15 protein-coding genes and 1 riboswitch are annotated in these 15,910 nt (G+C 47.3%); of the genes, 9 read left to right on the top strand and 6 right to left on the bottom strand.

The window, feature by feature from the left end:
• Positions 1–2: 2 nt before the first annotated feature.
• Positions 3–623 (bottom strand): 50S ribosomal protein L3, encoded by a 621-nt coding sequence (rplC, locus tag IC230_RS16805; protein WP_191040213.1) that lies wholly within the window; start codon positions 621–623, stop codon positions 3–5.
• Positions 624–1,142: 519 nt separating this feature from the next.
• Here rplC and IC230_RS16800 point away from each other — a divergent pair.
• Entirely contained in the window at positions 1,143–2,081 is a 939-nt protein-coding gene (locus IC230_RS16800) for a sugar phosphate isomerase/epimerase family protein (protein WP_191040212.1), read from the top strand.
• Here the strand turns inward: IC230_RS16800 and IC230_RS16795 are convergent.
• On the bottom strand, positions 2,078–2,863 hold the full coding sequence (locus IC230_RS16795) for an SDR family oxidoreductase (RefSeq protein ID WP_191040211.1): 786 nt from the start codon (positions 2,861–2,863) through the stop codon (positions 2,078–2,080). The genes IC230_RS16800 and IC230_RS16795 overlap by 4 nt on opposite strands.
• Positions 2,864–2,977: 114 nt before the next feature.
• A riboswitch (cobalamin riboswitch) is annotated at positions 2,978–3,187 on the top strand.
• On the opposite strand from IC230_RS16795, the gene IC230_RS16790 reads away from it, so the two are divergent.
• The 3 genes from IC230_RS16790 to IC230_RS16780 all read left to right on the top strand — a co-directional run bounded on the left by IC230_RS16790 (position 3,172) and on the right by IC230_RS16780 (position 7,018).
• Positions 3,172–5,229, top strand: coding sequence for a TonB-dependent receptor plug domain-containing protein (locus IC230_RS16790; RefSeq protein WP_191040210.1), 2,058 nt, complete (start codon positions 3,172–3,174; stop codon positions 5,227–5,229). (Overlaps the previous riboswitch by 16 nt.)
• Entirely contained in the window at positions 5,226–6,293 is a 1,068-nt protein-coding gene (locus IC230_RS16785) for a YncE family protein (protein ID WP_191040209.1), read from the top strand. The genes IC230_RS16790 and IC230_RS16785 overlap by 4 nt, the downstream gene beginning before the upstream one ends.
• Positions 6,290–7,018, top strand: a complete 729-nt coding sequence (locus tag IC230_RS16780) for a Dph6-related ATP pyrophosphatase (protein ID WP_191040208.1) — start codon at positions 6,290–6,292, stop codon at positions 7,016–7,018. The genes IC230_RS16785 and IC230_RS16780 overlap by 4 nt, the downstream gene beginning before the upstream one ends.
• A gap of 65 nt (positions 7,019–7,083) precedes the next feature.
• Here the strand turns inward: IC230_RS16780 and IC230_RS16775 are convergent, their stop codons facing one another.
• A complete protein-coding gene (locus tag IC230_RS16775) occupies positions 7,084–7,320 on the bottom strand; it encodes a GlsB/YeaQ/YmgE family stress response membrane protein (protein ID WP_191040207.1) in 237 nt (78 codons plus the stop codon).
• A 196-nt stretch (positions 7,321–7,516) separates the two neighbouring features.
• On the opposite strand from IC230_RS16775, the gene IC230_RS16770 reads away from it, so the two are divergent.
• Both IC230_RS16770 and IC230_RS16765 read left to right on the top strand, forming a co-directional pair.
• Positions 7,517–10,639: a PVC-type heme-binding CxxCH protein gene (locus tag IC230_RS16770; protein ID WP_191040541.1), complete on the top strand. Its 3,123-nt coding sequence runs from the start codon at positions 7,517–7,519 to the stop codon at positions 10,637–10,639.
• Between the two features lie 72 nt (positions 10,640–10,711).
• Positions 10,712–11,659 carry a hydroxypyruvate isomerase family protein gene (locus tag IC230_RS16765; RefSeq protein ID WP_191040206.1) on the top strand — a complete coding sequence of 316 codons (948 nt, stop codon included), beginning with the start codon at positions 10,712–10,714 and terminating at the stop codon, positions 11,657–11,659.
• Between the two features lie 86 nt (positions 11,660–11,745).
• On the opposite strand, the gene IC230_RS16760 is transcribed toward IC230_RS16765, so the two are convergent.
• From IC230_RS16760 to pnuC, 3 genes are all read right to left on the bottom strand, one after another.
• Positions 11,746–12,054 (bottom strand): isoamylase early set domain-containing protein, encoded by a 309-nt coding sequence (locus IC230_RS16760; RefSeq protein ID WP_191040205.1) that lies wholly within the window; start codon positions 12,052–12,054, stop codon positions 11,746–11,748.
• A gap of 381 nt (positions 12,055–12,435) precedes the next feature.
• A complete protein-coding gene (locus IC230_RS34800; protein ID WP_191040204.1) occupies positions 12,436–12,609 on the bottom strand; it encodes an adenylyltransferase/cytidyltransferase family protein in 174 nt (57 codons plus the stop codon).
• Positions 12,587–13,258 carry a nicotinamide riboside transporter PnuC gene (pnuC, locus tag IC230_RS16750; RefSeq protein ID WP_191040203.1) on the bottom strand — a complete coding sequence of 224 codons (672 nt, stop codon included), beginning with the start codon at positions 13,256–13,258 and terminating at the stop codon, positions 12,587–12,589. Before pnuC ends, IC230_RS34800 begins: the two co-directional genes overlap by 23 nt.
• Before the next feature lie 77 nt (positions 13,259–13,335).
• On the opposite strand from pnuC, the gene IC230_RS16745 reads away from it, so the two are divergent.
• From IC230_RS16745 to IC230_RS16735, 3 genes are all read left to right on the top strand, one after another.
• On the top strand, positions 13,336–14,529 hold the full coding sequence (locus IC230_RS16745) for a Gfo/Idh/MocA family protein (protein WP_191040202.1): 1,194 nt from the start codon (positions 13,336–13,338) through the stop codon (positions 14,527–14,529).
• Between the two features lie 80 nt (positions 14,530–14,609).
• Positions 14,610–15,392 (top strand): SDR family NAD(P)-dependent oxidoreductase, encoded by a 783-nt coding sequence (locus IC230_RS16740; RefSeq protein ID WP_191040201.1) that lies wholly within the window; start codon positions 14,610–14,612, stop codon positions 15,390–15,392.
• Positions 15,393–15,403: 11 nt separating this feature from the next.
• The gene (locus IC230_RS16735) at positions 15,404–15,907 is read left to right on the top strand and encodes a GNAT family N-acetyltransferase (protein ID WP_191040200.1); all 504 of its coding nucleotides are present in this window, start codon (positions 15,404–15,406) and stop codon (positions 15,905–15,907) included.
• Positions 15,908–15,910: the final 3 nt, after the last annotated feature.

The following is a 15,910-nucleotide window of genomic DNA, read 5'->3' as shown; positions in this document are numbered from 1 at the left end:
ACCTACTTCTCGATAATAACGTATGAATTTTTGGCTCCGGGAATCGAACCGCTAACAACGAGCAGATTTTGCTCAGGCAGAATACGAAGAACACGCAGGTTTTGCACCGTTACGCGGTTGCCGCCCATCCGGCCGGCCATACGAAGACCTTTGAACACGCGCGATGGGAACGAGCAGGCACCGATCGAACCTGGGTGACGACCCCGGTTGTGCTGACCGTGCGTTTGACCGCCCACACCACCGAATCCGTGACGTTTCACAACGCCTTGGAAACCACGACCTTTTGCTGTTCCAACTACGTCAACGAAGTCAGCTTCAGTAAATACGTCGGCTACCGTAAGTGTTTCGCCCAGATTTAGCTCTTTCTCGAATTCTTTAAATTCGACCAGTTTGCGCTTGGGCGTGGTACCCGCTTTCTTGAAGTGGCCCAACTCCGGCTTGTTGCTGTGCTTTTCTTTCTTGTCGCCATAACCCAGCTGCACAGCTTTGTAGCCATCTTTCTCGACGCTACGTACTTGAGTTACGACACAGGGACCCGTTTCAATGACTGTACATGCCAGAGCCTGCCCGTCCGCATTGTACACACTGGTCATCCCGATTTTCTTGCCAATTAAACCAGACATTTGTGTTTGTTTAAAGTAAGCAGGTAAAATTTAGATACTCTTTCCGACCTCAGACCTTCTGAATCGGGCCGCAAAATTAGAGAAATAATTAGACGAATCCTATATCTTCCTAAAAATCAGCCCTGAAAACAACATAAAAAAAGGTCGGGCGCGTTGCACCTGACCTCAAGTGGCAGACAGAACGATGCAATGCAAGGTTTGTTTGCCGAAAAGTCAGATGTGGTTTCCTGAGCGGACCTTCACCCTCGTATGTCGTTAACTCGAATTCTGAGTTTGGGAGTGCAAAAGTAGAAAATAATTAATAGAAATGGAAAAATTATTTTAAAGAAGTTTTAAATAATGGTTGATGGAGAAGTTTACTGTACTAATTACATGGTTGCAAAGACTGTCCATATAGCTTTACTGAGCAACCTTATTCGAAAGGTCAGTACCGCCGATTCTCGCTAGAAACAGTAGGTTTATTCGCTTTTCTGATTTATTCTATAATCTTTAAACAGCTGAATTCTCTTATCATTAATTATGGCTCAGTCTTTAACACGTCGTCAAACCCTGGCCGCTTTGACTGCTTCTGTAGGTGCATCTCTTTCTTTAAGTACAGCAAAAGCTACTCCGGCTGCTCAGCCTTCTTTTACGATTTGCTTGAATATGAGTACCATCCGAGGTCATAAACTTGGATTCGTAAAGGAAATGGAAGTGGCCTCAAAGGCTGGGTTTAGATCCGTTGAGATATGGATTGAAACGTTACAGCAATATCTTAAGAATGGTGGTACGGCTGTTAGTGCGCGTAAAATACTGGCAGACACTGGAATAAAAGTTGAAAATGCTATTGGGTTCGCCCCCTGGATTATAGATGATGACTCCGCTCGTGCTAAAGGTCTTGAGCAACTCAAAGGTGAGATGGAAATGCTGGCTGAAATAGGCTGTAAACGCGTAGCAACCCCACCGGTAGGAGCCCAATCGCCTGGAAGCCCTAAAGTTGATTTGCATAAAGCCGCTGAGCGCTATCGTGCTATTTTAGAATTAGGGGATAAAACAGGGGTTGTTCCGCAGCTAGAATTGTGGGGATTTTCTCCCAATTTGAGTCGCCTGGGTGAAGTTATGTTTGTGGCAATTGAAAGTGCTCATCCCTCCGCAAGAGTCTTGCTGGACATTTACCATCTATATAAAGGCGGTTCTGGCTCTGTTAGTCTGCCATTGGTAGGAAAGTCCGCTATTGAAGTCTTTCACGTGAATGATTATACCGCCGATTTTACGAAAGAGAAAATTACCGATGCAGATCGTGTGTTTCCTGGTGACGGGGTTGCACCTATCCGTGATACGTTGAAGCTGATCAAACGTACAGATATGCCCATTGTACTGTCGCTTGAAGTATTCAACAAAGTATATTATGCGCAGGAAGCTCAAACTGTAGCGAATACAGCGATGACGAAAATGAAAGCCATGGTGGCTGGGATTTAAAACGCCCATGCCAATAACCCACCGTCTACTGAAATAGTCTGACCGGTAACGTATCCCGACGCGGGCATGCTGAGAAACGAAACGACTGAAGCTACTTCTTCTGGCTCACCGATTCGGTTCATCGGTGTTCGTTTCAAAATACCCGTTAACTTTTCCGGATTCGTCAGAACGGGTGATGCCAACGGCGTATTGATGTACCAGGGGGCAACCGCATTGACCCGAATACCGTCAGGTGCCCACTCGACAGCAAGATTACGGGTAAGTTGTAATAAAGCAGCTTTGGTCATTCCATAAAGTGAACCGCTACTGGTATGCGACAAGCCCGATACGGACGAAACAAAAATAATCCTTCCCCCGACCGGATGATCCTGCTCTGACCGTTTGAGAAGTGGATAAGCCGCCTGGCTCAGTTCATACGCCGAACGCAGGTTCGTGTTTACTATATGATCATAATCGGCTGAGCTGTAGTCAGCGGTAGGTTTACGGATATTCGTCCCTGCATTGTTTACCAAAATATCCAGCGCTCCCCACTTTGTTTTCACAGTCTCTATGATTTGAGCGGCTATACCTGGTTGACTTACATCAGCGGCTATCCCATCGACAATGTGGCCCTGTTGTCGATACGTAGTTAATTGTTCATGTAGCAAGTTATGATCACGGGCTACGATAAATACAGCCGCTCCTAAATCAAGAAACTGACGGACAATGGCTTCTCCAATTCCTTTCGTGCCTCCGGTTACAAGCGCACGTTGACTCTCTAGCGACCAAAGCGATTGATTCATATAATCTCCTTAGAATTATAAATGTAGCCTGGATGGCTACGTCTGACTATAGACCAGGTTTATAAATTTCCCGGACATAGCTGCCCAAGCTACAACATTCCGCAAATTTCTTTACTTTTGTCCTGAGTTTTCGGTGCCTGATGTCGCTTCGTAGCGACTTTCACGGCTTAAAAGGGAAGTTGGTGCGAAACCGACGCTGTCCCCGCAACTGTAAGTCTCTAGAAAAGTCGGTTCATTCTACGTGACCACTGCACTGATCAATCGTGCGGGAAGGTTCGAGCCGATGAGACAAGCCAGGAGACCTGCCGATGACCACCGCTGTTCTGGTGTTCGGAGGAAACGCCCTGACCGCGTGCTGTAGTGGCAATCCAGCGTTTCAGCACCTATCTTTTTTAGTAATCAACGTGGGAAAACTATCCCTGTATTGGCGAATAATTAGCCTGTTTGTCAGTTTGCTGATCGGCCAGGATAGTTTTGCGCAGACGGATTCGTCATCAATAAATTCATTGCAAACGAGCCCTGTCGTCTCGTTGTCGGCAGTGACTGTGCGAGCGATTGCACCTGAGCGGTTTTTAGCGGGCCAGAAGCTTCAGCAAATTGACTCGACGACCTTGCTTCAGTTTCGGTTCAGTTCACTAACGGATTTATTGACTTATAACACGCCACTGGCCTTCAAGAACTACGGTCCCGGTCAGTTAGCCACCGTTTCATTTCGGGGTACGTCGGCTAATCATACCGCGGTGCTTTGGAATGGTATTAACATCAATCAACCCAATCTGGGACAGACGGATTTTTCTACGTTACCAATTGCGGGTTTCGACCGGTTGTCGGTGCAATACGGATCGGGGGGCTGTGTGGTTGGTTCCGATGCCGTTGGTGGGAGTATTTTGTTGGGCAGTAGTCCGGACTGGAAGCAGAAATTAGGCGTAACGATCGGCCAGCAGATAGCTTCTTTTCGGAATAATCAGACGCAGATTGGCGTTCGCTATGGAGGAGCGCTGGGGGAATCGTGGCAATTTTCGGGACGAACGTTTGGCTATAGAAATCAGATTAATAATGATTACCCATATCGGGAGCGTAAAGGCTATTTTGTTGAACCATCAACAACGGCGCAGCGAGGTTTGGTGCAGGATTTGTTTTTTCGGCACAAAAGCGGACGGCAAGTGTCAGTCAACGTGTGGTTGACGGATAACGACCTAATCATTACGCCTCAGGATCTTATCGCACGTGAGCGCACCCGAACGCAATCGGCCCGGTTTCTGACAACGTACGAAGCCAATCGAATGACGGTCCGGCTAGGATGGATTCGCGACATAATCGATTATGGGAAAGGTAATTTTGAGCAACCTAGCCATACAGAGACCGATCGATACATTGGCCGTGTCGAACGGGAGTTTTCGTTTTGGCCTACCAAACAACGTAGTAACTTAACGCTTCGGATTGGTGGTGAGTGGTCGCATTATCGAACACGCACGGATGGGTATGGCGGAAATCTTATTACGGAAAACCGGCAGGATTTATACGCGCTGCTACGTCTCCAGACAAGCCGATGGTTAGTGTCAGCTAATCTCCGGCAAGCGTTCGTCACCCGCTTCAATCCTCCTCTGACGCCTTCATTGGGTGCTGAGTACAAAATCATACAACATGATGCACTGGTCCTAACGGCTAAAGGGTCGGTGGGATACAGCTACCGCGTCCCTACCCTTAACGAACGCTACTGGCTTGTACTCGGCAATCCTGATTTGCGCCCTGAGCGAGGAGTCAATATTGAAGGTGGATTGGCCGCTGCCGTTACGTTCTCAGATCATTTACATTTAACGGCTGAAGCCACTGCTTATCACAATCGTGTAGATGATTGGTCGTATTGGAATCCCGCCAAAAATTATCACGTCGAAAATCTTCAGCTTGTTGTTGCGCGAGGGGGTGAGTTAACCACTGCGTTGACGTACGTCCAGAATAAGTGGCGGGCGGGTTTGCGCACAGGTTACGGACTAACGCGCACATCGCAGGAGAGGGCTTATGATACGTATTCGCAGGATGTTGTAGGTAAACAACTACCTTATGTACCGATTCATATGGGTACGCTCAATGCGTATGTGCAGTACGGCCGAACTCGTCTGACCATCCAATCACAAACGACGTCGCGCCGGTACGTCACATTCGATAACAGCCAATTTTTTAAGGGTGTTACGTTAACAAGCGTGCTGCTGGAAACGACAGCCAGGCTAGGTCCCGTACCCGTTCGGCTACAGGGTCAGATCAATAACCTATTTGATACACTAATCATCAACGTAAAGCAAAATGCAATGCCGGGGCGTAACTGGGCGCTCAACCTATTTATTAATTTTCCATCTAATACTTTATGAAAAAGCAATTGACCAAAGGAATTGCGCTAAGCTTACTGGCGCTGATCGTATGGAACTGTAAAACCTCCGATCCAGAACCATCTCTCTATGATACAGGTGTTTATATTATCAATCAAGGTAACTTTAGTAGCAACAACGGAACGCTTTCGTATCTACCTCGAACCAGTAATACCGTATTGACTAACATTTTCGTACAGGCTAACGCGGATTTAAAAATCAGCGGAGGAGTGCAGGACTATACGGAAGTGAACGGGAAAGGACTTTTGCTGGTCGATAATACCACCCCCGGACAGGACAAGGTTGAAATTGTTGAGTCGGGTACGTTTAAAACCCGGACTACTTTAAAGACACCAGACATTGAAAATCCGCGCCGGGTTGTTCAGGCTGGTCTAAATAAGGCATACGTCAGTTGTTGGGACGTATCTGGCGATTTCTCTGCCGGAACCTTCTTTAAAGACCCAGGCTATATAGCCGTCGTTGATCTGAACAGCGGTACAGTTACGAAAAAGATTGCGGCTGTGAAAGGGGTTGAAGCCATGGTAGTAGCGGGTAACGAAGTGTTTGCCGGAAGCGTTAGCTATAGTGGCGACAAAACACTGGCGGTTATCAATACCGAGACCAACGAAGTTAAAGAGCGGATTAGCACTTTGTTCAGTACTGCGCCACAACCTATTGCTTTAGATGCTGATGGTAATTTGTGGGTGTTAGCCGGGAAAGAAATGATTCAGATGGTCGTTAGTACCCGAGCTATTTCGAAACGGATAACACTTCCAGCTACACCGACCGCTGTAGCTTTAAGCCGCGATAAGAGAACATTTTTTTACTCGGCCAGCAACCGGACGTATAAGTTCTCGATTAACGAAACGACGGCTTCTACGGCGAATTTAGTCTTTAATCGGGCATTTAGTGCCTTGGGAGTTGATCCGCTGACTGGCCGATTGTATGGTAGTCAATATCCGGCACTTTATACACAGGCGGGTTACGTGATCCGCTATGAGGAAACTGGTGCCTTAGTTGATTCGGTTAGAGCAGAGATTGCGCCTTCAGGCTTTTATTTTCGATGAGCCGACAACGGGCGATTATGAACTGGAGCGGGGGTAAAGATTCAGCTCTCGCCCTGTATCATATTCTTCAATCGGATCAGTGGGACATTCAGAGTTTATTGACCAGCGTCAATGCGCACTATGGTCGTGTGAGTATGCACGGCGTAAGAACTGAATTACTGGCCGCTCAGGCAGGTCGGCTAGGTTTGCCACTGAATAGGATGAATCTGCCGGGAGATGTGTCGATGGAAGCGTATGATGCATATATGCAGAAAACGCTTCAGCCTTTCTGGGCGGACGGTGTTACGCATTCCATCTTCGGTGATATTTTCCTGGAAGATCTACGGCTCTATCGAGAAGAGCAGTTGCAGAAGGTTGGTTTGAAAGCCATATTCCCGCTCTGGCAACGTAACACGACCGAATTGATACATGAATTTGTTGATCTGGGCTTCCGGGCTGTGTTGGTCTGTGTTAATGAAAAGTACCTAAGCGCTGAGTTGGTAGGTCAGGAACTGTCACTGGATTTATTGAGGAGCTTGCCTAAAACCGTTGATCCTTGTGGCGAAAACGGTGAGTATCATTCCTTTGTATTCGATGGTCCTATTTTCTCATCGCCTATAGTATACCAAAAAGGAGAGGTTGTCAGGCGAGTTTACGAAGTTTCAGCCAGTACTGACGCCAGTGAGAAAACCGACGCTGGCTGGGATACAGGCTTTTTATATCAGGACCTAACACTGCAGGATTAGCAAACAGATATGCCATAAAAAAGGCTCGTGCTACCAACACGAGCCTTTTTTATGACTGAAAACATCTAGAATAAGCGTCCAATAAAAATGAGTACGATAGCCCCGCCTACTGAAATCAGTAGATTCATTAAGAGTCCGTCGTTGTCAGGGTCATTCCCAAGCCGCTTGGCAATAAAACCGCCAACCAATCCGCCGAAAATACCTAGCAGAATGTTAATAAACGCTGAATTGTGGCTTTCCATGATAACGCTGGCCAGATAACCAGCGATGCCACCGATTAAAATAGAATACAAAAATCCCATAGTAGTAAAGGTGTTAGTAGTGATTTGCCAATGTGGCGATGCAATGCTACAGAAAAGAATCTAAAATTAGTACTATACCTAGATCAAATTGACCGTAAAAATTGCCTACTCAATGGGTATAAAAGCGCTGTTTAGTTATTTTTACGTAGTTGACTTTCCTGTTCCTAACCCGAAGCCTCCTTTTCTACGTCAAATGATGAAGTCATTTTTAATTGCTAAACGCTTAAGGGTTTCACGCCGGGCAATCGCTGTTTCTGCATCGGCATTGCTCATAGGAGGTGTATTCGTTGGTGCTTATCAGAACCGAAACCTCAATGCCGCTTCGAGTCGTTATTTAACTCAGTTGTTCGCTCAATTAAATGACGACGATAAACACGATCCCAAATATGCCGTTGGTAGCCTGAACGTAGCGCCGGGTTTAGAGGCAACGCTCTTTGCCTCAGAACCAATGCTGACCAATCCGACGGACATCGATGTAGACGCCCGAGGACGTGTATGGGTTTGCGAAGCCTACAACTATCGACCGGCAATCAACGGTAATCCAACCCGTAAAGAAGGCGACCGGATTGTCATTCTGGAAGATACAAACGGGGATGGGAAGGCCGATGCCAGTAAAGTATTTTATCAGGGCCCTGACATTGAATCACCCCTCGGAATCTGGGTACAGGGCAACAAGGTAATCGTTTCAGACAGCCCGAACGTTTGGGTACTAACTGACGACAATGGCGATGATAAAGCCGACAGAAAAGAGTTACTGTTTACGGGTATTGGTGGGCAACAGCACGATCATGGTATGCACACCTTCGTTTTTGGCCCCGATGGAAAATGGTATTTCAACTTTGGGAACGAAGGTGGACAACTGCTAGATAAAGACAAGAATGCGGTTGTTGATATTGCTACGGGCAAAACCATTAACAAAGAGAATTTCAAACAGGGAATGGTGTTCCGGTGTGATCCCGACGGCAAAAACGTAGAGGTGCTCGGGCAGAATTTTCGGAACAACTATGAAGTCGCTGTTGATTCGTACGGTACGTTATGGCAGTCAGACAACGACGATGATGGTAACAAAGGCGTTCGGATCAACTACGTAATGGAGTATGGCAATTATGGCTATACCGACGAAATGACGGGCGCAGGCTGGCAGGCAAATCGCGACAATCTAGAACCTGAAATTCCTCAGCGTCACTGGCACCTCAACGATCCGGGTGTGGTACCGAATCTATTACAAACGGGAGCTGGTTCGCCGACGGGTATTATCGTTTATGAAGGGAAACTCTTGCCCGAAGTTTTCCGCAACCAGGTTATTCACTGCGACGCCGGCCCTAACGTAGTACGATCGTATCCTGTGCAGAAAAATGGCGCTGGTTACAAAGCTGAAATCGTAAATGTACTGGAAGGCGCTCGGGATCAGTGGTTTCGCCCGGCTGATGTTTGTATTGCGCCCGATGGTTCGCTCATCATTGCCGACTGGTACGATCCCGGTGTAGGTGGCCACCAGGCGGGCGATCAGAATCGCGGGCGTGTATACCGCGTAGCTCCACCCAACTCGCCGTATACAATGCCTAAAGTAGACGTAACGACTGTCGATGGTACTATAGAAGCGCTCCAAAGTCCGAACATGTCTATTCGGTATGCGGGCTGGCAGAAGCTGCGTGACATGGACAAAAAAGCTGAAAAACCGCTGGCAAAACTCTACAAGTCATCCGACAATCCGCGTATGCAGGCGCGTGCATTGTGGTTGCTGAGCAAACTGGATAAAGGCACCAAATACATCGAGATAGCTCTGAAAAGCGACAATCCAGATTTGCGGATTACGGCGCTAAGGGCGGCTCGCGAACGGAAAGACAATATTATCCCCTACGTTAAGCAGCTCGTCAATGATCCCGATGCACAGGTACGTCGCGAATGCATCATTGCGTTACGTCGAAATACCTCACCCGAAGCACCTGAGTTGTGGGCGCAACTAGCCAAACAGTATGATGGGAAAGATCGCTGGTATCTGGAGGCTCTCGGTATCGGGGCTGATAATAACTGGGATACGTATTATACGGCCTGGGCGAAGCAAAATGATCCGCTGACTAGCGCAGCTGGCCGGGACATTGTCTGGCGGGCGCGAACGAAAGAATCGGTACCGATGCTGGCTAAATTAGCGGGTGATCCAGCCGTTGACCTGAGCCAGCGCCTGCGGTACTTTCGCGCATTCGATTTTAATCCCGGTGCTTCCGAAAAATCAACGGCATTATTGGCGATTCTACAGGCGAACAGTGGGTCAACCGAAACGTCAGCCGCTGACGTAACGAAACTAGCCTTGCGACATCTTGATCCCGAGTTTGTCAAGAAATCGTCTGTAGCGTCAACGGCGCTCATGAAACTCATGAACGACATATACGGAACTCCAGAATACATTGAACTGGTGAGCCGTTATGAGCCAACCGGTGAGAATGCACATCTGAAACAACTGGCTGTGCAAAAATCGATGGATATGATGGGGCGTGATGCCGCTCGGCAATTACTGAAACAGGGCGGTGGACCAATGGTTTGGGAAGTCGTTAATGGTAATGACCCCGATGCTGCAACCAACATGCTTATGGCATTACGTCGGGTGGGCAACAAAGAGTCTATCGACATTTTGAAAACAGTAGCGTTAGATGAAAAAAGACCAGTAGCATTGCGGAAGGAAGCAACACGCTCGTTAGGTGGCAGTATTGACGGGGCAGATCAGGTCGTGGCTCTGTTGACATCCGGCGATATTAAAGGCGATTATAAGAAAGCTGCGGTACAGGGCGTAAGCAACGACTGGCGCAAAAATATTCGGCAGAAAGCGGCCAGCTTCCTAGACGGCAGCCAAAGTGCCGGGGGGAAAAAGCTGCCTACGATGACTGAGTTGCTGGCGATGACGGGTGATGCCGCCAAAGGTAGTGTCGTCTTTAAGAACAACTGCTCAACCTGCCATCAGGTCAATAGTGAGGGTATGGATTTCGGTCCGAAGCTTTCAGAAATCGGTTCCAAACTGCCAAAAGAAGGGCAATACCTGGCTATTCTTCACCCGGATGCAGGGATCAGCTTTGGGTTTGAAGGATGGGACGTTAAATTTAAAGATGGTAGCTCGATGACCGGCATCGTGTCCAGTAAAACCGAAACCGATCTACAAATGAAATTTCCGGGTGGTGTGGTCCAGAACTATAAAATGTCTGACGTAGTGTCCATGAAACAGATTGATTCGTCAATGATGCCATCGGGCTTGCAAGAAACCATGAGCACACAGGAATTAGTAGATTTAGTTGATTATTTAGCTAGTTTAAAAAGAAACAGAAACTAAGATTGAACTAGTCCGTTCAATTCCGCCAGGCCGACGAATTGCCGGGCCGACGTATCGGTTAACATATCCATCATGCAACGACGCAACTTTGTAAAATCAACACTTAATGCAACTGGCTTAGCGCTGACTGCTGCCGTATCTGGCGAATCTTTAGCGGCTAATTGGCATTCGCAACCCAATTTTTTGGCCAAAAATAATTTTAAGCTTAAGTACGCCCCCCACTTTGGCATGTTTGAAAACAGCGCGGGAAAGGATCTCATCGACCAGCTCAAATTCATGGCCGACATGGGCTTCACAGCCCTGGAAGACAACGGCATGATGGGACGAGATCCGGCGCTACAGACGAAAATTGGTGAAGAAATGACTCGTTTAGGAATGACAATGGGCGTGTTCGTGCTTGATAAGGGCGGTAACTCCCAGAACTCGCTGGCAACCGGTAAGCAGGAGTTCGTCGACATTTTCCTGAACGGTTGCAAGAAAGCGGTCGAAACGGCGAAACGGGTTAATGCCAAGTTTACGACGGTTGTACCGGGGGATTTCGAGCGTAATTTGCCCATTGGCATTCAAACTGGCCACGTCATCGATGCGTTACGTCGGGGTGCCGATATTCTGGCTCCTGCCGGAGTGGCTATGGTGCTGGAGCCTCTGAGCGATACGCCTAACTTATTTTTGCGTACCTCCGACCAGACGTACGAAATTTGCCGCGCGGTGAATAGCCCTGCCTGTAAAATTCTCTTCGATATCTACCACATGCAGAAGAACGAGGGCCACATTATTCCGCACATCAACTGGTGCTGGAGCGAGATAGGGTATTTTCAGATTGGCGACAACCCCGGACGTAAAGAACCGACGACTGGTGAAATCAACTACAAAAACGTATTCAAGTATATTTACGACAAGCAGAAGGCTGACAAAAAAGAGTTTATTTTCGGGATGGAACACGGCAATTCGAAGCCCGGTAAAGAAGGAGAGTTGGCACTTATCAAAGCGTATGTTGAATCAGATAGCTTCGCGGTATAAAAACAGCTTTATCGTTCAACACAAAAAGGGTAATCAGACTGGTCATAAACCACTGATTACCCTTTTTTATTTCGTAAAAGTCTTTCTTAAAGAACAACAACCGAGTTCTCTTCACCCGAAACACCACTGGCTACGTATTTGTCAGCAGCCCAATCATTGATCCATGTGGTGCCGTCCAGTACGTAGCGATATTGATACTCGCCACCAACTGGTAATTCAACCGTAGCCTTATATGAACCATCTTTTTGCTTTTTCAAGGCTGCTGCAGAGGCATCCCAGCCATTGAATTCACCGGCCAGAGCGACCGTCTTAGCACCATTGACGGCTTCCGCCGACAACTCAAACGTTACTTTTGCAAGGGGTTTGCTTTTGAGAAATTGTTTGGCAACTGCCATAGAGGTTTATAGTTTGGTTCTTTTTGCAAAATTATAGTGCAAAATTGGTAATATCATAACTATCAGTGGTTTATAAGTGAAATTTCTTTGAAAAGTCTTATTTTATACACATTGACTTATAATTGCCTATATAAGAAACGTACAATTTTATAGAGAGTTTTCACGAATAAGCAAGTAGCTATTCTTTTATAGATTCTACCGATTTTCGGCGTTTTTCGCCTGAACCACTTACCAATTTGTAAGGTTCTTTTCGTCGATTGAATTCATGCTGAAATCGAGTGAATATCTAGGCTCGCCGTAGGTCAAAGTGATTAGGTAAGGTCGCAAAATCGTCTGACTCTACTCCGACTTCGGTAGCCAGGTAAGGAACTGGTAATTCTGTCAGCCAACGGAGTTGGCGTTTCGACGGAGTACTATTTTAGGCATAACAGTTATGAATACGATCAGCCAATCACAGAATTTGTGAGCGAAGTCAATCAACGCCCGATGGCCATTATGAACCGGCACAAGCTTACTGAAACCAGGCCAATAATCATGAGGGTTCGAGTTGTTCATAGCCCTTATACTCACGTGTCCAATACCAGGCGCCCTGAAAAGCAATCAGACAAAAAATAGCGTATTCGATCCCAACCAGTTTAACTCCCTTTGTGAAATACATATACGTACTGATGATGTCGATAACTAACCAAACCCACCAGCATTCCAGCTTTTTGTGAATCATCATGAACGTACCGATAATGCTCATGACGGTCGTGAAAGAGTCGAGATAAGGAAAAGCGCTGGGTTTACTGAATAGCACTGGAAACCAGACGTGAAGGTTCTGTGCAAACGCACCCATGATCAACGTAGCAACAACTCCTCCAGCTAGAACGAGAACTAAAGGTCGTCCCACTAAGCGAGTGATACGTAACTCATTACGTTGATCCGCTTCTTCGAGGGTTGGATGTGTCCAGCGCCACCAGCCATGCAGATTGGTAACAAAAAAGAACACCTGCAAAAACATGTCTGGATAGAGTTGAATCTGATAGAATAAGAAGAAAAATAGCAACACACTGGCTGCACCGATCGGCCAGCTCCATACGTGTGCACGCGCAGCCAGCCAGGTAGCCACCGATCCACTGATAACGCCGAAGAACTCCAGATAACTCATGGGATAATCCCAGACGGTAAAGAAAATGGTATGGATATCAAAAATGTTGGGCATGAATTAAGTAATCAGCAGAGATTTCTCATCTTTAACGCTACGAAAGTACAGATTAACTTTTATCTAAACCTTTGATTATGCAACGTATCGCTATGCTTGGTGGAGGCTTCATCGGGCGCTTCTATGCCGATTCCATCCACGGACAACGTAGTCGCGACAAGGTTGTCGCTATTTATGCCCGCCGTCAGGAAACCGCCGATAAGTTTAAAGCTAATTACGGCTGTGACTTTGCTTCGACTGATATGGAGGAAGTCATTGCTCACCCTGACGTCGATATGGTTTGCGTAGCCTTACCGAATAATATTCACGAAACAGCGGTCAATCTTTGCGCTAAACACAAGAAATCAGTCGTGTGCACAAAACCGCTGGGACGTAACGCCGAAGAAGCGCTGCGAATGATGCAAACCGTTGAGGAAGCAGGCATTTTTGCCGGTTATCTCGAAGATTTATGTTATACGCCTAAGTTTCTGAAGGCGTTGGATAGCGTTAAAAATGGCGCTTTAGGCCGTATTCTCTGGGCAAAGTCTCGCGAAACGCACCCTGGTCCACACTCTGACTGGTTTTGGGACAAAGAGCAGGCTGGGGGCGGTTGTATGCTCGATCTGGGGTGCCATTGTGTTGAAATTGCCCGGAATTTTATTGGCAAGGACGTAAGACCCGTTGAGGTAATGTGTTGGGCTGCTACGCAGGTAAAACCCATTGATGCTGAAGATCATGCGATTGCGCTTGTAAAATATGAAAACGGCGCTATCGGGCAGTTCGAAGTGAGCTGGACATTCCGGGGTGGCATGGATCTCCGAGACGAAGTGATGGGCACCGAAGGCACGATCTGGATCAATAATTTCCTGCGGACAGGCTTCGAGATGTTCACAACCGGTAAAGGGGCTGACTACGTAGCTGAAAAAGCTGAATCAACGACAGGTTGGCTATTCCCTGTTGGCGACGAAGTGAACGATCTTGGCTACAACCACATGTTTACCGACATGTTTAAATCCCAGGAAGAGGGTCGGGAGGCTGCCGAAACGTTCTACGATGGTTACGTAGTCAATGCTGTGCTGGATGCCGCTTATAAATCGGCCGAAACGAAGCAATGGGAGAAAGTCAATCTACCTGTCTGGCGCGGTCAGGAAGGCCTTACACAGGAGACTACGTTAGTCGATTACGATGAGCAACATTATCTGATTAAAGAGGAAGTGACGCACGATGGACGCCATAAAGTCATTCTGAAAGATAAGCAGACCGGGAAGATTAGTGAACGCGACCTCGTATAATCGGTTAGTTTTGGACGGAATAGATTGGCTGCTTATAATCTATTCCGTTTCTTGTTTCAGAACTTCATTTCGTTCAGTCAATGTGGTTAGACTCTAAAAAAATTGTTATCATCGGTGGTACGACGGGTATAGGTTTATCGGCCGCACTGGCATTCGTGCGTGAGGGCGCTCAGGTCGTCGTCGTTGGGCGAAATGCCGAAAGCTGTGCAACAGCCGAACAACAACTGGATGGTAATGGACTGGCTATGTCTGGTGATGCCGCTGATTCACAAACGGCTCCTAAAGCAATTGCCCTTTGCCAGCAGATTTTTGGCGGTTTTGATGGACTCTACCACGTAGCAGGCGGAAGCGGTCGTCGATTTGGCGATGGCCCTTTACATGAGTTAACACTTGACGGCTGGAACTACACGATTAATCTCAATCTTACTTCGTTAATGCTCTCGAATCAGGCCGCTGTTCGTGCCTTTCAGGCGCAGCAATCAGGCGGCACTATCCTCAACATGGGCTCTGTACTGGGGTCAAGTCCATCACCTGCTTTTTTCGCTACGCATGCCTATGCAGCTGTTAAATCGGCGGTAATCGGCTTTACAAAATCTATAGCGGCTTATTACGCTAGGGAGAACATACGGGCTAACGTACTGGCCCCGGCGTTGGTTGAAACACCGATGGCGCAGCGGGCAGCGAAAGACGATACAATTATGGCTTTCACGAAAACAAAGCAGCCACTCGATGGAGGACGTATTGGGCAACCCAGCGATCTGGATGGAGCCGCTGTTTATTTTATGTCCGATTACTCGGCTTTCACAACTGGGCAACTACTAACCGTAGATGGCGGATGGAGTGTAAGCGAAGGACAACTTTAAACGCAGGAACCATGATCGAGACGACACGTTTAACGCTGATTCCATTGACGCTTGAGCAGCTTCATTTGCACATCGCTGATAATCACCGATTGGAAGAGAATCTGGGCTTACAAAAAGGGCAGCGGGTGGTATCAGAACCCGTATTGAGTATCATTACGTATTTTACGATTCCCCGTCTGCAAGACCCTGCCTTAGATCCGCTCTTTCATACCATGTGGATTGCCATTGATCGTCAGAAGCAGCAAATTGTGGCCGAAGCTAAGTTCAAAGGTGAACCCGACGAAACAGGGACCATCGAAATCGGTTATGGTACGTATCCAGCCCTTCATCGAAAGGGATACATGACCGAAATGGTAGGGGGCTTAGTCAACTGGGCTCAACAGCAGTCGACTGTCCAACGCGTAGTTGCCGATACCGAAACGGAGAACGTAGCTTCGCAGAAAGTACTGGAAAAGAATGGGTTTCGGTTGTTTGATCGGATAGAGAATATGCTTTGGTGGGAGTATATCGTTTAGTTT

Origin of the sequence: Spirosoma validum (genome assembly GCF_014699035.1) — a bacterium.
Taxonomy (GTDB): domain Bacteria; phylum Bacteroidota; class Bacteroidia; order Cytophagales; family Spirosomataceae; genus Spirosoma; species Spirosoma validum.
This window is presented reverse-complemented; position numbering and strand designations above follow the sequence as displayed.